Origin of the sequence: Acrocarpospora macrocephala (genome assembly GCF_009687865.1) — a bacterium.
Classification (GTDB): Bacteria; Actinomycetota; Actinomycetes; order Streptosporangiales; family Streptosporangiaceae; genus Acrocarpospora; species Acrocarpospora macrocephala.
Genome location: NZ_BLAE01000091.1, coordinates 20,755 through 40,263 on the forward strand (window position 1 = coordinate 20,755; position 19,509 = coordinate 40,263).

Genomic DNA, 19,509 nt, shown 5'->3' on the forward strand with positions numbered 1-19,509 from the left:
CCGCCCTGCCCACCCGCAGGGTGACCCGCCGTACTTCGCACCGGTCCTTGACGACAAACGGTGGCCGTGTCCACGGATGGTGGAAACGCCAACCGCAGTGGCGACGGCTTCCTCCGGCTGCACGAATGGGGCCTCACGCCAGACGGGGAGCGGCGCCGGACGGACAGGGCAGCCGGGCAGTTCACCGACGAATACCACGCGACCGGCGCGGTCGTCGCGGGACGGCGTACTGCGGAGCAGGTCGATCACTGGGGCGGAGATCACCACGGCCGCTGGTCGCGTCCGCGGATGTGGGCAGACGTTGTCGCGTCCAACGGATGTGTCGACGCTGGTCGCGTCTGCGGATGTGTGCGGAAGTTGTTGCGTCCAACGGATGTGTCGACGCTGGCCGTGTTCGCGGATGTGTGCAGACGCTGTCGCGTCCACGGATTTGTGGACGCTGGTCGCGTCTGCGGGTGTGTTGTAAGGGTTTGCGCTGGCCGGAGGGCGGGGCGAAGCCCCCGGAGTGGGCAATCTCCAGGGGTCGGGGCGGCAGCCCCGGAAACAAATCAAGGGTGGGCGGGTGGGAACAATCACGGCAACCATTCGACCCCCCGTGAGGTTGGCGCGTTAAGCGTGAATGACAAGCGCGTGATTTTGATCGCGTGGTTGCGATTAGGCCTGATCCTCTGGGGAAGCACGTCTTAGTGACCTACGTCGAAGGGAGGGCCCCAGTGGACATTGAGTTCTCGTTGGCTCTCCCGCGTGATGCGATCGGCATCCCGATGGTTCGTCGTGTGCTCGGGGATGCCCTGCGGTCGTTGGGCGTGACCGAGGAGTGCGTGTCGGACCTTTTGCTGGCTACTTCTGAGGCTTGTGCCAATGCGGTCAGACATGGGGGACCCGCGACCCGATACCAAGTGCAGGCGGCAATCGATGACTGGCGTTGCGAACTGCGCATTATGGATCGCGGACATGGGCTGACCGCGATTCCGCAGCAGTATCCGTCGGGGGAGACGGAGAACGGCCGGGGAATCATGATCATGCAGTCCGTGGTGGACGAGATTTCCTTCGACATCACTCCAGGCAGCGGAACCACCGTCCGCCTGAGCAAGGAACTCGACTGGGACGAGGACGCGATCGCCCATCACATCTCCCGCGACCGCCAACTCGTCGCGGTTTGATCACTCCCTCCTGTCCCAGAACCGACAATTCAGCACGTCTGCCCCGTCCATCTCCCGAGCCTCCAACCAGTCACGGTTGCTCCACGCCATTTCTCGCGGAACGGCGACTCGTCGCGGTCAGACCGTCCGGGACCGGAAACTCGCCGTGCCTGCCCCGTCCATCTCTCTCGGGCGGGGCGATGTGCCATGGTCAGGCCTGCTTTGCTGGGGGATGCCCTGGGCGTTGAGCTCGGTGAGCGTCCGATAGCCTGAGGCGTACCGCCGAAGACTGCCGACCACCGGAGTCGGTGGCTGCTGCGTGTGCGTTGGGAGGGCCCTAAGTGATGCGGGTGGGCGTCGTCACCTTTCCCGGGACACTCGACGATCAGGATGCGGCGCGAGCCGTACGGCTGGCCGGAGCCGAGGCTGTGCCGTTGTGGCATGCGGACCATGACCTCAAGGGGGTGGACGCGGTCTTCCTGCCGGGCGGGTTCTCCTACGGGGATTACCTCAGATGCGGGGCGATTTCGCGATTCGCTCCGCTGATGGAGGAGTTGATCCCGGCCGCGAAGGCGGGGCTGCCCGTGCTCGGCACCTGCAACGGCTTCCAGATCCTCTGCGAGGCGCACCTGCTGCCAGGCGCGCTGACCAGGAACGCCGGGCTCCACTACCTGTGCCGCGACCAGGGCATCCGGGTCGAGAACAACACCACCGCATGGACCGGGCAGTTCACCGAAGGCCAGGAGATCCTGCTCCCGATCAAGCACGGCGAGGGGCGCTATGTCGCCGACGAAGCCACCCTGGCCGAACTGGAGCGCGACGGACGGGTGGTCTTCCGTTATATCGGCGGCAACCCGAACGGTTCGCTCAACGACATAGCCGGAATCTGCAACGAAGCCGGAAACGTCGTCGGCCTGATGCCGCATCCCGAGCACGCCGTCGAGGAACTGACGGGCGCACCGAGCGTGGACGGCCGGGGCTTTTTCGCCTCCATCCTCAGGAAGCTGGTGACCGCATGACCGTGGACAGCGTCAAGCGCGCATCCCAGTCTCCCGACGAGCACATGCCGTACGCCGAGCTCGGCATGAAAGAGGACGAGTACCAGCGGGTCAAGGAGATCCTCGGCCGGCGTCCGACGGGGTCGGAGTTGGCGATTTATTCGGTGATGTGGAGCGAGCACTGCTCGTACAAGTCATCGAAGGTGCATTTGCGGCAGTTCGCCACCAAGGCCCCGGCCTCGGAGGCGCTGCTGGTGGGCATGGGGGAGAACGCGGGGGTCGTCGACATCGGCGACGGCTGGGCCGCCACGTTCAAGATCGAGTCGCATAATCACCCGTCCTATGTCGAACCCCATCAGGGTGCCGCCACCGGCGTCGGGGGCATCGTCCGCGACATCATGTCGATGGGCGCCCGCCCGATCGCGGTCATGGACTCGCTCCGGTTCGGCGGGCTCGACCAGCCGGACACCCGCCGGGTGCTGCCGGGCGTGGTGGAGGGCATCAGTCACTACGGCAATTGCCTGGGTCTGCCAAACATCGGCGGCGAGGTCGTGTTCGACCCCTGCTACATCGGAAACCCGCTGGTCAACGCGCTCTGCGTCGGTCTGCTGAGGAAAGACCAGATCAAGCTGGCCACCGCACCGGGCCCGGGCAACAAGGTCGTGCTGTTCGGCGCGCGGACCGGCGCGGACGGCATCGGCGGCGCCTCGGTGCTCGCGTCGGCGACATTCGAGGACGAATCCCACGCCAAGCGGCCGGCCGTACAGGTCGGGGATCCGTTCATGGAGAAGCTGCTGATCGAATGCTGCCTGGAGCTCTACCAGGCCGACGTGGTCGTCGGGATCCAGGATCTCGGCGCGGCCGGGGTGTCGTGCGCGACCACCGAGCTGGCCGCCAAGGGCACCGGCGGCATGGCCGTGGACCTCAATCTCGTCCCGCTGCGCGATCCGACGCTGCGGCCGGAGGAGATCCTGATGAGCGAGTCGCAGGAACGCATGATGGCCGTCGTCACCCCAGACGACATTCCCGCCTTTATGGCCATCTGCGAGAAGTGGGACGTGCCCGCCACCGTCATCGGCGAGGTCACCGATTCCGGACGTCTGGTGATGACCTGGGACGGCGAGGTCATCGTCGACATCCCCCCGGGAACCGCCGCCGACGAGGGTCCGGTCTACCAGCGGCCCTTCCACGAGCCCGCTGGCCAGGCCGCCCTCAACACCCACGTCGAGCTGGAACGCCCGGCCGACCTGCGCGCCACCCTGCTCCAGCTGCTCGGCTCCGCGAACCTCGCCTCCCGCGAGTGGGTGACCTCCCAGTACGACCGGTATGTCCGCGGCAACACCGTCCTCGCCCAACCCTCGGACGCGGGCGTGCTGCGCATCTCCGAGTCGATGCCCGGAGCCAGCGAGACAACCCGCGGCATCGCGCTCGCCACCGATGGAAACGGTCGTTACGCCAAGCTCGATCCGTACGCGGGGGCGCAGCTGGCGCTGGCCGAGGCGTACCGGAATGTGGCCGTGACCGGGGCGACCCCGCTGGCGGTGACGAACTGCCTCAACTTCGGCTCGCCCGAGGATCCCGAGGTGATGTGGCAGTTCGCCGAGGCCGTGCGCGGGCTCGCGGACGCCTGCAAGACCCTCGGCGTGCCGGTGACCGGCGGAAACGTCTCCTTCTACAACCAGACGGGCGCGGCGGCGATCCATCCGACGCCGGTCGTGGGCGTGCTCGGCGTGATCGAGGACGTGGCCCGGCGGGTGCCGTCCGGGTTCACCGCCGAAGGGCTGCGCGTGGTCCTGCTCGGGGATACCGCCGACGAGTTCGGCGGCTCGGAGTGGGCGCATGTGGTGCACGGCCATCTGGGCGGGCTCCCGCCGCGGGTACGGCTGGAGCAGGAACGTGCCCTGGCGACCGTGCTCACCACGGCGGCCACGCGGGGATTGCTGGCGGGTTCGCATGATCTGTCCGACGGCGGCCTGGCCATCGCCCTGGCCGAGGCGTGCCTGCCCAAGGGCATCGGGGCGACGATTTCGCTGCCCGGTGAGGACACGTTCGTCGATCTGTTCAGCGAGTCGGCCGCGCGGGCGCTGGTGTGCGTCAAACCCCAGCATTTCGCCGCGCTGGCCGAGCTGTGCGCCAGGAACGAGGTGCCCTGCTACGGTCTGGGCGTCACCGGCGGCACGTCGCTCGTCGTCGAGAACGCCTTCGAGATCCCGGTCGCCACGCTGCGGGAGACCCACGAAGCCACCCTGCCCGCAATCCTCGGATAAGTCCTGATAGGAGACACATGTTCCGGCACATCGTGCTGCTGGCCTGGACCGCGGACGCCACCGCGGAGCAGAAGGCGGACGCCGCCGCCCAGCTGGCCAAACTCCCGGGAGCCATCCCGGAGATCCGGCACTACGAGATCGGCGTGGACGCGGGCGTCAACGAGGGCAACCATGACCTCGCGGTCGTCGCCGACTTCGACGACGTGGACGGATACCTCGTCTACCGGGACCATCCCGCCCACCTGGCCGTGATCACGGATTACCTCAAGCCGATCCTGGCCACCCGCGCCGCGGTGCAACACCAACTCTGACGTCATGAGAAGACCGCCGCTCCGATCGGAGCGGCGGTCTTCCCGGTTCTAAAAGGCCGCTACCGGAAGCTCCATCAGCTCCTGGCCGGTGGACATCAGCACCTGCCGCTCGGCGGCCAGCTTAGGCAGCACGGTCGTCGCGAAGAACGTCGCGGAAGCCACCTTCCCGGTGTAGAAGTCCCGATCCCGGTCCGAATCGCCGAGCGCGTTGAGCGCGACCTCAGCCTGACGCAGCAGCAGCCAGCCGAGAATCAGGTCGCCGAGCCCCATCAGGAAGCGGGTGGTGTTGAGGCCCACCTTGTAGACCTCCTTCGGCGTCTCCAGCGAGCTGATCGCCCAGCCGGCCATCGTGTCCGCCATCGCCTTGACGTCGTCGGCGGCCTGGTCCAGCAGCGCCCGCTCGACCTTCAGTCGCCCGTTCCCCGCCTGCGACCCGGCGAACGCCTTGATATCGGCCATCAGCGACCCGAGCGCGGCACCCTGGTTCCGCAGCACCTTCCGGAAGAACAGGTCCAGGCCCTGGATCGCGGTCGTGCCCTCATACAGGGAGTCGATCTTGGCGTCCCTGATGTACTGCTCGATCGGGTAGTCCTGCAGGAAGCCGGATCCGCCCAGCGTCTGGAGCGAACGCGTGAGCAGTTCGTAGGAGCGCTCGGAGCCGACACCCTTGACGATCGGGAGCAGCAGGTCGTTCATCTCCTCCGCCTGGCGGTCCTGCGGGTTCAGCTGGATCGTGTCCTGGAAGGTGGCGGTGTAGAGCACCAGGGCGCGCATGCCCTCGGCGTACGACTTCTGGAGCATGAGCTCACGCCGTACATCGGGATGAGCGATGACCGGCACCCGTGGCGCGGTCTTGTCTGTCATCTGGGTGAGATCGGCGCCCTGGATCCGGTTCTTGGCGTAGTCGAGGGCGTTCAGGTAGCCGGTGGAGAGGGTGGCGATGGCCTTCGTGCCGACCATCATCCGGGCGTTCTCGATCACCAGGAACATCTGCTTGATGCCCTCGTGCACGTCCCCCACCAGGTAGCCGATGGCCGGGTGCCGCTCGCCGAAGGTGAGCTCGCAGGTCGTGGAGACCTTCAGGCCCATCTTCTTCTCGACGTTGGTGACGTAGACGCCGTTGCGCTCGCCCAGTTCGCCGGTCTCCAGATCGACCAGGAACTTGGGCACCAGGAACAGCGACAGGCCCTTCGTGCCCGGGCCATGGCCCTCCGGCCGGGCCAGCACCAGGTGGAAGATGTTCTCCGCCAGGTCATGCTCGGCGCTGGTGATGAACCGCTTGACCCCTTCAAGGTGCCAGGTCCCGTCGGCCTGCTTTGTGGCTTTTGTACGGCCTGCGCCGACATCGGATCCCGCGTCGGGTTCGGTGAGGACCATCGTGGCTCCCCAGCGCCGTTCCACCGCCAGCTCGGCGAACCGTTTCTGCTCCTCGGTGCCGAGCAGGTGGAGCAGCCGCGCGAACGAGGGGCCGCAGCCGAACATCCACACGGCCGGGTTGGCGCCCATGATCAGCTCGCCGGCCGCCCACTGGAGGCTCCGCGGCGCGGGCGTGCCGCCAAGCGCCTCCGGGAGCTCCATCCGCCACCATTCGGCGTCCATCCAGGCGTCGTAGGACTTCTTGAAGCTCTCCGGCATCGTCACGCTGTGCGTGGCGGGGTCGAACACCGGCGGATGCCGGTCACTGTCCTCAAATGACGCCGCGATCGGCCCCACGGCCAGCCGGTTGACTTCGTCAAGGATGCTCCGGGCGGTCTCTTCGTCGATGTCGGCGAAGGGGCCCTTACCAAGGATCTCCTTACGCCCGAAGACCTCGAAGAGGTTGAACTCCAGATCTCGGACGTTGCTCTTGTAGTGGCCCATAACGAACTCCTACGGCTGGGGGTCTCGCCTACCGGTGAGTAACTCTACTGGAATGCTACCCGCCAGTAACACCCACTAAGCATGATTATCTTGCGTTATGGAGACGGATGAGCTGGCAAAACGGTGGAAGGCGGAGCTGGAGTCATGGGGGATTCCGCCGCGGATCCTGGCCCAAGCTCCGGTAGATCCGTGGACACACCGGGTCGAACGGTTCGCGAAACGAACCGACCGGCTGGTGGCCGAGCCGCAGGGTCCGACCTACGAGCGCTCCCGCGAGGCGTTGCCCCCGGGCGGCAGCGTGCTCGATGTGGGGGCGGGCACCGGCGCCGCGAGCCTGCGGCTGCGCCCGGCGAGGCTGGTCGCGGTCGATGAGAATCCCGGCATGCTCGCCGAACTCGCCCGCCGATCCCCGGAGGCGACCACGATCCTCGGCCGCTGGCCAGACGTGGCAGACGAGACCGAAGTCACTGACGTGGTGATTTGTTCACATGTTGTCTTCAACGTCCCCGATATCGTGCCGTTCCTCACCGAACTGACCGTGCACGCCCGCAACCGCGTCGTCCTCGAGCTCCCCGAACTCCACCCGACCAGCTGGCTCAACCCGCTTTGGGCCCACTTCCACGGCCTGGTACGCCCCACTCGCCCCACATCCGAGGACCTCGCCGGAATCGCCCGCTCTCTTGGGTACGACATCCGCCAGGAAACCCACCTCGCCCCTGACGCCCACTACGAAACCCGCGAGGAGATGGCCGACGCGGCCTGCCGTCGCTTGTGCCTCCATCCGGGCCGGGCTCCGGAAGTCATCGAGGTGGCCGAGTGGCCGGTGCCTCGCCAGACGTACGTGACGATGTGGTGGGACGTGGACTAGCCAGGGGGTCGTCTCTGGCTTGGTCAAGGGTGTCATTTGGTGCCGGATAACCCATTTGACGCTATTTCCGGTGGTGCGCTTGGGTGGGCGCATGATGGAGATTCATACCGTGACGATTGACTGTGCCAGGCCGTACGAGCTGGCCGAATGGTGGAGTGCGGCGATCGGCTGGCCGATCGTGGACTCGGCGCCGGAAGACGACGAGGTCCTGCTGGAGAGCCCGCAGGGTCCGCCGCACGTGCTGTTCATCAAGGTGCCGGAGGGCAAGACCGTCAAGAATCGTACGCATCTGGACGTGGCCAACAATGACGGGCGTACCCGGGATGAGGAGGTCGAGCGGTTGCTCAAGCTGGGGGCCACGATCCACGAGGACCACCGTCAGCCGGAAGGGCCCGGCTGGGTGACCCTGCTCGACCCGGAAGGCAACGAGTTCTGCGTCTGCCGCAGCGAAGCCGAACGTTCCGGGTCGTTCATCTGACGGGTCTTACTGGGCTTAACGGGTCTTCTTCGGCTTAGTTGCTCTTCTTGGCGCGGCTGCGCATCGAGAGGGTGAGCAGGGCCGTGATCAGGTAGATCATGGCGCCGCCGCAGGCCGCGTCCCAGGCTGCCCCGAAGACGCCCTCGCGGTCGAGGATGAGCTGGACCGGGTACATCAAGATCGCTGAACCGGCGGCAGGGTACAGGGCGAAACGCCAGGGGTGCCGCAGTGACCAGCGTCGTGCCTGCTGGGTGACCCGGTCGCCGACGTCCGGCTTGGAGATCGCGCCGATTCCCGCCACCAGCGAGAAGAGGGTGATACCCACGCAGAGCGCCCAGCTCAGGTCGGCCGATCCGGTGACCAGCCCCAGCAGCAGGCTGGTCGTCGCGACGGCGCCTCCCGTCACGGCCGCGGCCTTCCACGGAGCCCCGCGGAGCGCGGCCCCCGCCAGCGACATTTCATCGCGTCGTGTGAGTTCGTTCATATCTTCAGCGTGCCTTCTCGGCTGCTTTCTTCACATCGGGGAAGTCCCTGAGCGGCCCCTGACCCGGCTCGGGCGTGCTGTTTCGCAGGATCGTCCTGGAAGGGGACGCCTTACCCCGGGAGCTGATCGGTTCTTGTTCGGGCATGTTGTTTCGCAAGTCCGTCCTGGAGGGGACGCCTCGTCCCGGGAGCCGACCGGTTCTTGTTCGGGCATGCTGTTCCGCATGACCGCCCTAACTTTCCGTCCCGCGCGCCGCGAAGACGTGCCGCTTGTTGTCGGTTTGCTCAATGACGATGCGATTGCGCGCTCACGCGGCGTTGCTCCGGACATCGGGCCGGGGCACTGGGCGGCCTTCGACGCCATCGACGCCGACCCGAACAACGAACTCGTCGTTGCGGAGATCGACGGCGAGGTCGTCGGCACCTTCCAGCTGACCTTCATCCCTGGTCTCTCCAGGAACGGCGGTGAACGCGCCCAGATCGAGGCGGTTCGCGTCGCGGAGCCGTACCGAAATCAGGGCATCGGTCGCGCCATGGTGGCCTGGTCGATCGATCGGGCCAAGCTCCGAGGTTGCGCCCTGGTCCAGCTGACCAGCGACAAACGCCGCACGGAAGCCCACCGCTTCTACGGTGCGCTGGGCTTCACCGCCTCACACGAAGGGTTCAAGCTCCAACTGTCGTAACGGGTTTGTGGAGCTTCAGCGGCGCGATTTGTCAGGCTTCAGCTGTCGTGCGCGGCTGTCGTGATGGAGTTCGCGGGTGCGATTTCTACCCAGTTGTCGTGATAGAGCGGGCCTTTGGCCATGTCGGCGTCGGCCTCCTCGATGAGGGCGTTGGGGTTGGCGCCGTCGGGGGAGAGCTTGAGCCAGCGGCCCTTCGTGATGGCCGCGACCCCCGGGCGGACCTTGTCGGTTATTTCAACTTTCGCGGTGAGTTCGCCGTGGGCGTTGAAGACTCGGGCCGGCTGGCCGGTGGTCAGGCCGCGGGTGGCGGCGTCACCGGGGTTGACCAGGACGGTCGGGTCCTTTGAGCGGCGGAGGAGCTCCGGGTTGTTGGCGAAGATCGTGTTGAGGAAGGTGTGGGAGGCGGGGGTGATCAGCGTGAGCCGGGTGGAGGGCTCGCTGGCCGTCCGGGATGGCACGTAGGTGGCGACCCGGGAGTGGCCCGCCGCCGCGGCTTTGTCGGAGGTGAATTCGAGCCTGCCGCTCGGGGTGGGGAAACCCTCGGTGAACGGGACGAAGGGGGTGGCCACATCGAACCGGGCCCAGCCGTCCTTGCGGATCTGGTCCAGATTGATGGCGGAAGTTCTGGAAAGCAGCTGTTCGGCCAGTTCGAGGTCGGAGTCGTACAGGGAGGGCTCGGTCAGGCCCATCGTGCGGGCCAGGCGGCGGAAGGTCTCCGTGGTGGACAGGCACTCGCCCGGGGGCTCGACGGCGGGCTCGTTCCACAGCAGATACATGTGACCGTAGCCGGAATGAAGATCGATGTGCTCGGTCTGCATGGTGGCGGGGAGCACGATATCGGCGTAATCGACGGTGTCGGTGGGGAACTGTTCCATCACCACGGTGAACAGGTCCTCGCGGAGCAGCCGCTGCCGGATGCGGTTCTGGTCAGGCGTGGAGCCCATCGGGTTCGCCGCGTACACCCACAGGCATTTGACCGATTCGTCCAGCTCATCGGCTAGGCGGGTCATGGTGAGGGTGCGTACCGGTCTGGGAAGCAGGTCCTCGCGGGGGTCGACGGCGAGGGGCACGTACGGGGAGGTGGAGTACGCGACGCCGCCGCCCGGATAGCGCCAATCGCCTGTGACGCCCGGAATGCAGGCGATCAGGCGCATTGCGGAGCCGCCGCCTCTGTGGCGTTGCAGGCCCATCGTGGCGCGGATGCCGGTTGGGCGGGTATGCGCAAGCCGTACGCCAAGAGAACGGATGTCGGCTTCGGGCAACCCGGTGAGCTCAGCCACCCGACTAGGCGGATATTTCAGGATTTCTGCCTTGAATTCATCCCAGCCGAGGGTGTGGTTCTCCAGGTAGTCGCGATCTTCCGCGCCCTCCTCCAGCACGACATGGAGCAGGCCGAGGGCGAGCGCGCCATCGGTGCCCGGACGGATGGGCAGGTGCTCGTCGGCCTGTTCCGCCGTCCGGGTGCGGATCGGGTCGATGGCGACCACATGTGCCCCGGCGGCGCGGGCATCCTGGATGAACTTCCACAAATGATGCCCACTGGTCAGCGTGTTCGTACCCCAGAGCAGGATCAACCGGGACAGCGCAAACGTCTCCGGGTCCATCCCGGCTGCGGTCCCGTTCGTGAAGCGAAGTCCGTCTCGTCCTGCTCGGGAGCAGATGTTCAGATCGTGCTGAGACGCACCCAGCACATTCCAGAACCGCCGCCCGGCTTCTCCGGTCTCGCCCTGGATGTACCCGAGCGTCCCCGTCCCCTGATACGGCCAGATGGCTTCCCCGCCGTGCTCATCGATGATCTCGGTCAGCCGAGCGGCGCACGTGGCCAGCGCCTCGTCCCAAGAGATCCGCTCGAACTGCCCGGATCCCTTGGGACCGACCCGTTTCATGGGGTAAAGGATGCGATCCGCGGCCTTGGTGTGCTCCAGATACCGATTGACCTTCACACACAGCGACCCCCGCGTGAACGGATGATCACGGTTACCCCTGAGCTCGACCGCCTCCCCGTCCTGTACGGTCACCACCCACGAACACGTGTCAGGACAATCAAGAGGACACGCCCCCAAAACCCGCAGCTCCATGGGTCAACTGTACGAGCGCGCGCAATCCCAATTTCATCACCGGTCCTGGAACGCGTACGCGGCCACGGCGTGGGCGATGGCGTCGGCGTTCACGTCGAGCGCGACCAGGTGGATGTTCTTGATCGTGTCGCAGGCCAGGTGGTAGCAGGGATCGAGCGGTTTGCCGGGGACGCCGCCGAACTGGGCTGCCTGCTCCGCGGTCTTCTGCGCGTCGGCCCCGGTGAACACGCCTCCGGCGGGGATCCCCGCCTCGATGAAGGGACCGTAGTCCGATCGGCCGGTGAAATCCACCCCGGTATGCGGCAGACCGCGACTGTCATAGAACGCCTGGAAGGTCCGTTCGATGTCGTCCGAGCCGCGCGGCCCCGGCCCTTCTCCGACGCGATCGGAGTCGTCCCCATCGAAAATTCCATAAATACTGTTAGGAGACGCGATCATATCCAGATTCAGATATAGCCCGATATTTTCGCGTTCCTGCTGGGGCAGACTTCCTACATAGTGCTTGGACCCCAGCAAACCCAGCTCTTCCGCTCCCCACCAGACAAACCGCACGGCCCGATCCGGCCGAAACTGCCGCATCCGCAGCGCCAATTCCAGCACAGCCGCACTGCCGGACCCGTTGTCGTTGATCCCCGGCCCTTCCTGCACGGAATCCAGATGCGCCCCCACCATGATCACTTCATCGGTACGGCCCTGCGGGGTCTGCACGATGAGGTTCCGGGTCACCCGGCGCTCGCTCAGCGTCGAGGTGACAATCTCGGCGTACCCCCGCAGATCGCCATCCTGCTTGCGGACACCAACCACCGGTACGTGAGCCCGCGGCCCAGTGAGCCCTCCTCGCAGGTCGCCCTCACGATCGTTAACGATCACCACTCCGACCGCGCCGGCGGCCACCGCATGCTTGACCTTCAGATCAATCGTGCAAATTCCACGAACGACCTTCGCCACCTCACCCGCCTGAAAAGCCGCAAAACCCCTAGCCCTGCAGCCAGTCCCCGCATCCCGAACAGGCCCTCTCACCCGCCCCGACCCCGAAAACCGCAGCGTGGTCACCTTGATCGCCGACCCTGGCTCCGGTTCCATGCCCGTCGCCGGGCTTCCGTTCGGGTCCGACGCGGTGCCTGGCCCCGTGCCCTTGCGTGCGGCCGAGTGGCGATTGAAGGGTGATGAGAGGGGGTTGGCGGGGTATTTGACGGTCAGCTTTAGTTGGGCAGGGGCCAGTTCTTTGAAATACATGAACTCGAAGGGATCGGAGACGACCTGATAACCGGCGGCTGTCAACTGGCTTTGTACGTATTCGGCGGATTCGTCAAACCCAGACGTTCCAGCCGCTCGATTACCCCCATTCCGATCCGCGATGTCCTGAAATACCCGGAGATGGCGGACGAGATTGCTCCTAGACACGGCATCGGCCAACTCAGAACCAGGGCTTCCTCCCGGCGCGGCATTCGCTGCGCTGATAGCGGGATTCATGGCATGAAGACCCAGGGACAGAACGGCGGTGAAGAGCAGGCGCATATACATCCTCCGAGGTCACGCGAGCGCGACCTCCGATGTGGTGATCAACAACAACTGATCAACTATGCCGGGCGACCCCGTCCGGCGCCCGCCTCGACAGCGGCGAGTCGTCACTCAGTGGCGGAACGAGGTGATCTTCTCTCGCCTGATCACTTACCGCGCCCGCTCCATAGAGTGGTAAGCAGTGGACACCAGGGCCACCTCACCGACGAGGGCCGATGCACATGACTTCGATTGTGGACACTAGTAATAAAGATCGCAGAGAATCACGGTGGTGAGGGGCATCAAGGAGAAGGACGAATCGGTGGGGGCTCCGGATCACGGAGTCGTCCTCGTCGTCGAGCCCTTGCTGCCCCAGCGCATCCGCCGCCCTTCGGATGCCATCCGCTTCCTCCTCACCCTGCTCGCCCTGGTCGCCGTCGTCCTGCTGGCCCTGGTAGCGCAAAGCACCCTCAACGGCCTTGAAAACGACGTCGCCGCCGGAACAGGTCGCGCTCCCGCGTTCCTGTCCTCGGTCGCGGGCCTGCTCGGCGGCATCGCCGTCCTCGCGGTCCCCGTCGCATTCGCCGTCGAACGGGTCTTCCACCGCGACGGCATGCGCATCGCCCAAGGCTTGATCGCCGCCATCCTGGCCCTCCTGCTGTCGTACGCGGTGGACGAATGGCTCATCGCCGCTGGCCCTGCCGACCTCAACCAGCTGCTCACCGGCGGCCGCGACGTCGAACCCCTCAACACCGTCCTCACCCCCGCCATCGCGTACGCCACCGCCGTCCGCATGTCCCGCCGCCCGCAATGGCGCGCCCTGCTCTGGATGGCCCTCGCCCTCGACCTGTTCGCCCTGTTCACCGCCACCAAAGTCACCGCACTCGGCGCGATCGTCACCTACCTCGTCGGCCTCGCCGTCGGCTACGCCACCCTGTACGGCATCGGCAGCGCCAACACCCGCCCCCCGGGCAGCGCGGTCGTCGCCGCCCTGCGCCGGCTCGGCTTCGGCCCGGTAAGCGCCCGCCGCATCGACGACGACACCTCCGGCAGCCGCCGTTACGTGGTCGGCCTGGCCAACCAGAGCCGCCTCGACGTCACCGTGCTCGACCGCGACCGCCAAGTGGCCGGCGTCATGTACCGCCTGTGGCGACGCCTCCGCCTGAACACCGAAACCCGCCGCCGGGCCATCCGCTCCCTCCGCGCCGAACTCGAACGCGAAGCCCTCATGGCCTACGCGGCGCAGGCCGCCGGCGCCAGCCTTCCCCGCCTCCTGGGCACCAGCGAGGTCGGCACCGAAGCGGCCCTCCTCGCGTACGAACACCTGGACAGCCGCCCGCTCGCCGACCTCGGCGACGACGAGATCGACGACGAACTCCTGGCCCAGACCTGGGAGCAGGTACGGCTCCTGCACGCCCACCGCCTGGCGCACCGCCACCTGACCGGGGAGAGCATCCACGTCGGCGCCGACGGCCGGATCGTCCTGGTGGACGCGCGCAGCGGCGAGATCGCCGCCGGCGACCTGCTGCTCCGCCTCGACATCGCGCAACTCCTGGCCTACCTGGCCCTGCGCGTCGGCCCCGAGCGTTCGGTCAAATCGGCGACGGCCGTGCTCGGCGCGGACATGCTCGCCTCCGCGATGCCCCTGCTGCAGCGAATCGCCCTCGCTCGCGCCACCCGAGCGGCCACGCGCAAGGACAAGGATCTGCTGCCCGCCATCCGCGACCACATCGTGGCGCTGAAGCCGCAGGCCGAGGTCGAAGAGGTCCGCCTCGAACGTTTCCGCCCCCGGACCCTCGTCACGATCATCGCCAGCGCCCTCGCCGCCTACTTTCTGCTGTCCCAGCTCAGCCAGGTCAACCTGGTCACGGTCGTGACCAGCGCGAACTGGGCCTGGGGCGGAGTCGCTCTGGTCGCCGCCGTGGGCAGCTACGTGGCGGCCGCCGCGATGCTGCGGGGGTTCGTGCCAGAGCAGCTGCCCCTCGGCCAGACGGTGCTCGCCCAACTCGCCGGCTCCTTCGTCAAGCTGGTCGCGCCCGCGGCTGTCGGCGGCGTCGCGATCAACACCCGTTACCTGCAGAAACGTGGCGTCCCACCGGGTCCGGCGGTGGCCAGCGTGGGCGCCTCCCAGCTGGTCGGCCTGATCTCCCACATCCTGCTACTGCTGTTCTTCGGCTATCTGACCGGAACCCAGGCCGCGCCGTCCCTGACCCCATCCCGGGGCGTCCTGGTCGTCCTGCTCGGCCTCGCCGTCATCATGGTCGTCATCCTGGCCGTCCGCCCCCTCCGCCGGATGCTCACCACCCGAATCAGGTCCCTGTTCTCCGGCGTCATTCCCCGCCTGCTGGACGTGCTGCAGTCCCCCCGCAAGATCGTGGAAGCCCTCAGCGGCACGCTCCTGCTCTCCCTGATGTTCATCGCCTGCCTCAGCGCCTGCGTCCGCGCCTTCGGCGGCGAAGTCAGCTTCGCCGCCGTCGCCGTCGTCTTCCTGGCCGGCAACGCCATCGGCTCCGCGGCCCCCACCCCCGGCGGCCTGGGCGCAGTAGAAGGAGCCCTCTCCATCGGCCTCACCGTCGCCGGCCTTCCCCCCACCGTCGCCACCTCCGCCGTCCTCCTCTTCCGCCTGATGACCTTCTGGCTCCCCGTCCTCCCCGGCTGGGCCTCCTTCACCTACCTCCAGCGCCACAACGCCCTGTAACCCCACTTCGGCCCAATGAAGAGCGTGCTTCACCGGGCCGAAACAACCAGCCGAAGACGATCAACCGGCTTCAACTAGTGCTCGAGCCGCGCCAGAGGTGAATTGCTCGCCTCCACCAACTGGGCTCCTCATCTGGAGCAGCGCCAGAGGCCGGTGTCGGCTTCGACCAGCTGGGTTCATCAGCTGGTGCTGGAGCCGCGCCAGAGGTCGATGCCGGCTTCGACGGCGTCCTTGTCGATGGCGTCGAGTTCCTCGGCGCTGAAGTCGAGTCGCTCGACCGCGGAGAGGCTGTCGTCGAGTTGTCGGACGCTGCTCGCGCCGATCAGCACCGAGGTCACCCGCTTGTCGCGAAGGGCCCAGGCCAGCGCCATCTGGGCGAGCGTCTGGCCACGCTGCTTGGCGATCTCGTTCAGGGTGCGGACATGCCGAAGCGACTCATCGGTCAGCAGACCCGGGTCGAGCGACTTGCCCTGCGACGCCCGCGACCCCTCCGGAATACCGTTGAGGTACCGATCGGTCAGCATGCCCTGCGCCAACGGCGAGAACGCGATGCAACCGACACCCTCCGCCTCCAGCGTGTCCAGCAGACCACCCTCGATCCACCGGTTGAGCATCGAATACGACGGCTGGTGGATCAGCAGTGGCGTGCCCATCTCCCGCAGGATCCGGGCGGCCTCCGCCGTACGCTCCGGCGAGTAAGACGAAATACCCGCATAGAGCGCCTTCCCCGAACGCACCGCGTAATCCAACGCCCCCATCGTCTCCTCAAGCGGCGTCTCAGGATCGAACCGGTGGCTGTAGAAGATGTCGACGTAGTCCACGCCCATCCGCGCCAGCGACTGGTCCAGGCTGGCCAGCAGATACTTCCGCGACCCGAACTCCCCATACGGCCCGGGCCACATGTCCCAGCCCGCCTTCGTGGAAAGCACAAGCTCATCCCGATACGGCCGGAAGTCCTCAGCGAAGATCCGCCCGAAGTTCGTCTCCGCCGATCCGTACGGAGGCCCGTAGTTGTTGGCAAGGTCGAAATGGGTCACGCCACGGTCGAACGCCCGGCGCAGGATCGCGCGCTGGCTGTCGAGCGGTTTGTCGTCGCCGAAGTTGTGCCAGAGCCCCAGCGAGACGGCGGGCAGCTTGAGACCACTCCGCCCAGTCCGGTGGTACGGCATGGGCCCGTAGCGGTCGCCAGCGGCAACATAGGTCATTTCGATACTCCAACTCGGTCGAGGATCCAGGAGAGCGTGAACGCTTCCTCGTGCCAGGCGTCGTAGCGGCCACTACGTCCCCCGTGCCCGGCGCCCATCTCGGTCTTCAAGAGGAACGGCCCTCCCTGCGCTACCGCACGCAGACGCGCGATCCACTTGGCGGGCTCGTGGTAGAAGACTCGAGTGTCGTTGAACGACGTGATCGCAAGGATCGGGGGGTAGACGTCATCGCGGACATTCTCATACGGCGAGTACGACTTCATGTACGCGTACACGTCCGCATTGTGCAGGGGATCGCCCCACTCGTCCCATTCGATCACAGTCAGCGGCAGCGACGGATCCAGGATCGTGTTCAACGCGTCCACGAACGGAACCTCGGCCACGATCGCCGTGAACTCCTCGGGCGCCAGATTAGCCACCGCACCCATCAGCAGCCCGCCCGCCGACCCGCCCCGCGCGATGATCGGACCCGACCATTCGCCCTTCAGATGCCGCGCGACGGCCACGAAGTCGGTGAAGGTGTTCTTCTTCCGGTTGAGCTTGCCGTCCTCATACCAGTGCCGGCCCATCTCCCCGCCACCGCGCACATGCGCGACCGCGAACGCGAATCCCCGATCCAGCAGTGACAGCCGGGCGACCGAGAAGTACGGATCGATCGAGTTCTCGTAGCTCCCGTAGCCGTACAGAAGCGTGGGCGCGGGCCGCGGCGTGCCCTTCCTGATGACGAGCGAGATCGGGATTCTCGTGCCATCGTCGGCCGTGGCCCACTCACGGAACTGCTCGTAGTCCGCCGGGTCGTAACCGCCGAGCACCGGCCGCCGCTTCAACAGAATGAGCGTGTGACTCGGCAGGTCGAAGTCATACACCGAGGGCGGGGTGACCATCGAGGTGTAGCCAAGCCGAAGTCGCGACGTGACGAACTCCGAGTTCCCCGAAGGCGCGACGTCATACAGCGGTTCCGGAAACTCGATCTCGTAAGGCGCCGCGCCTTCGGGCAGGATCCGCAGGCCTGTGAGCCCATCCCGGCGGAAGTGCACGACCAGGTGCGACTGGAAGGCGTCCACATCCAGCAGCCGGGTGTCCTCACGATGCGGGATCACGGCAGTCCAGACCGCGGGATCCTCAACCGGGGCGCTGGCCAGTTCGAAGTTCGCGGCGCCCTGGTTGTGCAGCACGAGGAACCGGTCGTTCTGGTGGTCGACGTGATACTCGACACCGGTCTCCCGGGGGCGGATCACGGTGAACTCGCCCAGCGGGTTATTCGCGTCCAGGAACCGAACCTCGCTGGTGATCTTGCTGTGTGCGCCGAGGATCAGGAAACGCTCGCTTCGCGAGAGTCCGATGCCGATCCAGAAGCGCTCGTCGTCCTCCTGGAAGACCACGGGATCCGGATCTGCTGACCCCAGCGTGTGGCGGAACACCCGATTGGGCCGCCAAGCCTCGTCGACCATCGTGTAGAAGAACGCTGACCCGTCACCCGCCCAGGCGCCGCCGTAGAAGATTCCAGGAATCTCGTCGCTGAGCACTTCGCCGGTGCTCAGGCTCTTGAACCTGAGCGTGAACCTTTCATCCCCGGAGAAATCAGTGGAGTAGGCGAGCATCGTGCCATCGGGGCTCACCGAGCTGGTGCCGATCGCGAAGAACGGGCTGTCCCCGGCCAACTCGTTGCCATCGAGCAGGATCTGCTCCCCAGGCAACGGCTCCCCGGGCGTCAACACCGGTGGATCGTCGCCGTCGGCCGCCACACGGCATTGAATGCCGTATTGCTTGCCTTCCTCGGTGCGCGAGTAATACCACCAGGCCCCCTTGCGCGTCGGCACGCTGAGGTCGGTTTCCAGAGTCCGGCCCTTGATCTCCTGGAAGATGGAATCCTGAAGGGGCTTCAGATGCGCGGTGGCTGCGTTGGTGTAGGCGTTCTCCGCCTCCAGGTAGGCGACCGTGTCCGGATCGTCCTTCTTGATGAGCCAGGCGTATTCGTCGATCACGGTGTCGCCGTGATGTGTGCGCTCGGCCGGAACCCTCTTCGCCGCTGGGGGCATGTCGCTGCTCACCCGGACACTCTATGTCTGGCGGATCTGCCGGCACGGCGACTCCGTGCCGCCTGTGGATAACTCCCATCGCTGTGGACAGAGCCCTGGAGATCCCACCGCTCATGGCGTCGTCCCGGGGGCGTCCGGGGTCGTCGCCCCGGGGTCGTCCGGCGTCTTCCCGGCGTTGTTCGTGCTGCCGCACTCGTGGAGGCTGCTAATGTTTTGTTGTCGGGGTCGCCCGGCGCAATCCAATCCCTCTCACTTCGGTGGCGGTTGTTGGTGTGCCGGATCGATCACGACGATCCCTCGAAACATGGCGGTTCGGAAGATCGGTTCGCAAGAGTCGATTCGGGCTGGTAAGTTAGAGGGGTTGCCCCGGATTCGGGGCGGTCTGAAGTCCCGCAAGATGATCAGGTCAGTGTCAAGTCGGTTGATTTGACAGAGATCAGGAAGCTTGCGAAGATCGTGACACAGCGTGAAACGACACCTCCGGTTGAGAATCCTTCGATTCGAAGGCTGGATGTTCGTGTGCGTTTCTTGAGAACTCAACAGTGTGCTAAAAGCCAGTGCATGATGCACAACCCCGTCTATTTGACGGATTCCTTTGGTTGAACATTATGTTTCAGCTGGAGATCTTCTTTTCAAGCATTTTTTGGAGAGTTTGATCCTGGCTCAGGACGAACGCTGGCGGCGTGCTTAACACATGCAAGTCGAGCGGAAAGGCCCTTCGGGGTACTCGAGCGGCGAACGGGTGAGTAACACGTGAGTAACCTGCCCCTGACTCTGGGATAAGCCTGGGAAACCGGGTCTAATACCGGATATGACACACGATGGCATCGTCTGTGTGTGGAAAGTTTTTTCGGTTGGGGATGGGCTCGCGGCCTATCAGCTTGTTGGTGGGGTAGTGG

At 66.0% G+C, this 19,509-nt stretch carries 14 protein-coding genes and 1 rRNA gene; 9 read left to right on the forward strand and 6 right to left on the reverse strand.

Going from position 1 to position 19,509, the window contains the following annotated elements:
• Positions 1-713: 713 nt before the first annotated feature.
• From Amac_RS48180 to Amac_RS48195, 4 genes are all read left to right on the forward strand, one after another.
• Positions 714-1,163, forward strand: coding sequence for an ATP-binding protein (locus Amac_RS48180; protein ID WP_155361160.1), 450 nt, complete (start codon positions 714-716; stop codon positions 1,161-1,163).
• 323 nt (positions 1,164-1,486) lie between these two features.
• Positions 1,487-2,161 carry a phosphoribosylformylglycinamidine synthase subunit PurQ gene (gene purQ, locus Amac_RS48185; protein ID WP_155361171.1) on the forward strand — a complete coding sequence of 225 codons (675 nt, stop codon included), beginning with the start codon at positions 1,487-1,489 and terminating at the stop codon, positions 2,159-2,161.
• Positions 2,158-4,407 carry a phosphoribosylformylglycinamidine synthase subunit PurL gene (purL, locus tag Amac_RS48190; RefSeq protein WP_155361161.1) on the forward strand — a complete coding sequence of 750 codons (2,250 nt, stop codon included), beginning with the start codon at positions 2,158-2,160 and terminating at the stop codon, positions 4,405-4,407. The genes purQ and purL overlap by 4 nt, the downstream gene beginning before the upstream one ends.
• Positions 4,408-4,424: 17 nt before the next feature.
• Positions 4,425-4,718 carry a Dabb family protein gene (locus Amac_RS48195; protein WP_155361162.1) on the forward strand — a complete coding sequence of 98 codons (294 nt, stop codon included), beginning with the start codon at positions 4,425-4,427 and terminating at the stop codon, positions 4,716-4,718.
• 48 nt (positions 4,719-4,766) lie between these two features.
• Here Amac_RS48195 and Amac_RS48200 read toward each other — a convergent pair whose 3' ends face one another.
• Complete coding sequence (locus Amac_RS48200; RefSeq protein WP_155361163.1) at positions 4,767-6,578, reverse strand: acyl-CoA dehydrogenase; 1,812 nt, start codon at positions 6,576-6,578, stop codon at positions 4,767-4,769.
• A gap of 97 nt (positions 6,579-6,675) precedes the next feature.
• Between Amac_RS48200 and Amac_RS48205 the strand changes: the two genes are divergently transcribed.
• Entirely contained in the window at positions 6,676-7,446 is a 771-nt protein-coding gene (locus Amac_RS48205; RefSeq protein ID WP_246269176.1) for a class I SAM-dependent methyltransferase, read from the forward strand.
• A gap of 109 nt (positions 7,447-7,555) precedes the next feature.
• Complete coding sequence (locus Amac_RS48210; RefSeq protein ID WP_155361164.1) at positions 7,556-7,924, forward strand: VOC family protein; 369 nt, start codon at positions 7,556-7,558, stop codon at positions 7,922-7,924.
• Positions 7,925-7,958: 34 nt separating this feature from the next.
• Here the strand turns inward: Amac_RS48210 and Amac_RS48215 are convergent, their stop codons facing one another.
• Positions 7,959-8,408, reverse strand: a complete 450-nt coding sequence (locus Amac_RS48215; RefSeq protein WP_155361165.1) for a hypothetical protein — start codon at positions 8,406-8,408, stop codon at positions 7,959-7,961.
• A 211-nt stretch (positions 8,409-8,619) separates the two neighbouring features.
• Between Amac_RS48215 and Amac_RS48220 the strand changes: the two genes are divergently transcribed.
• Entirely contained in the window at positions 8,620-9,090 is a 471-nt protein-coding gene (locus Amac_RS48220; RefSeq protein ID WP_246269177.1) for a GNAT family N-acetyltransferase, read from the forward strand.
• Between the two features lie 38 nt (positions 9,091-9,128).
• Here Amac_RS48220 and Amac_RS48225 read toward each other — a convergent pair whose 3' ends face one another.
• Both Amac_RS48225 and Amac_RS48230 read right to left on the reverse strand, forming a co-directional pair.
• Positions 9,129-11,168 carry a molybdopterin-containing oxidoreductase family protein gene (locus tag Amac_RS48225; RefSeq protein ID WP_155361166.1) on the reverse strand — a complete coding sequence of 680 codons (2,040 nt, stop codon included), beginning with the start codon at positions 11,166-11,168 and terminating at the stop codon, positions 9,129-9,131.
• Between the two features lie 36 nt (positions 11,169-11,204).
• On the reverse strand, positions 11,205-12,686 hold the full coding sequence (locus Amac_RS48230; protein ID WP_170323032.1) for a M28 family metallopeptidase: 1,482 nt from the start codon (positions 12,684-12,686) through the stop codon (positions 11,205-11,207).
• Positions 12,687-12,960: 274 nt separating this feature from the next.
• Here Amac_RS48230 and Amac_RS48235 point away from each other — a divergent pair, with 274 nt between their 5' ends.
• Positions 12,961-15,366: a lysylphosphatidylglycerol synthase transmembrane domain-containing protein gene (locus Amac_RS48235; protein WP_246269178.1), complete on the forward strand. Its 2,406-nt coding sequence runs from the start codon at positions 12,961-12,963 to the stop codon at positions 15,364-15,366.
• 179 nt (positions 15,367-15,545) lie between these two features.
• On the opposite strand, the gene mgrA is transcribed toward Amac_RS48235, so the two are convergent.
• Both mgrA and Amac_RS48245 read right to left on the reverse strand, forming a co-directional pair.
• A complete protein-coding gene (gene mgrA / locus Amac_RS48240; protein ID WP_155361168.1) occupies positions 15,546-16,571 on the reverse strand; it encodes an L-glyceraldehyde 3-phosphate reductase in 1,026 nt (341 codons plus the stop codon).
• The gene (locus tag Amac_RS48245) at positions 16,568-18,622 is read right to left on the reverse strand and encodes a S9 family peptidase (protein WP_155361169.1); all 2,055 of its coding nucleotides are present in this window, start codon (positions 18,620-18,622) and stop codon (positions 16,568-16,570) included. Before Amac_RS48245 ends, mgrA begins: the two co-directional genes overlap by 4 nt.
• Before the next feature lie 628 nt (positions 18,623-19,250).
• On the opposite strand from Amac_RS48245, the gene Amac_RS48250 reads away from it, so the two are divergent.
• A 16S ribosomal RNA gene (locus Amac_RS48250) occupies positions 19,251-19,509 on the forward strand; the annotation flags it as partial.

Coding starts and splice junctions, on each gene's coding strand:
- purQ (WP_155361171.1), top strand. CDS start 1,487: ATGCGGGTGGGCGTCGTCACCTTTCCCGGGACACTCGACGATCAGGAT.
- purL (WP_155361161.1), top strand. CDS start 2,158: ATGACCGTGGACAGCGTCAAGCGCGCATCCCAGTCTCCCGACGAGCAC.
- Amac_RS48195 (WP_155361162.1), top strand. CDS start 4,425: ATGTTCCGGCACATCGTGCTGCTGGCCTGGACCGCGGACGCCACCGCG.
- Amac_RS48200 (WP_155361163.1), bottom strand. CDS start 6,578: ATGGGCCACTACAAGAGCAACGTCCGAGATCTGGAGTTCAACCTCTTC.
- Amac_RS48205 (WP_246269176.1), top strand. CDS start 6,676: ATGGAGACGGATGAGCTGGCAAAACGGTGGAAGGCGGAGCTGGAGTCA.
- Amac_RS48215 (WP_155361165.1), bottom strand. CDS start 8,408: ATGAACGAACTCACACGACGCGATGAAATGTCGCTGGCGGGGGCCGCG.
- Amac_RS48220 (WP_246269177.1), top strand. CDS start 8,620: ATGCTGTTCCGCATGACCGCCCTAACTTTCCGTCCCGCGCGCCGCGAA.
- Amac_RS48225 (WP_155361166.1), bottom strand. CDS start 11,168: ATGGAGCTGCGGGTTTTGGGGGCGTGTCCTCTTGATTGTCCTGACACG.
- Amac_RS48230 (WP_170323032.1), bottom strand. CDS start 12,686: ATGCGCCTGCTCTTCACCGCCGTTCTGTCCCTGGGTCTTCATGCCATG.
- mgrA (WP_155361168.1), bottom strand. CDS start 16,571: ATGACCTATGTTGCCGCTGGCGACCGCTACGGGCCCATGCCGTACCAC.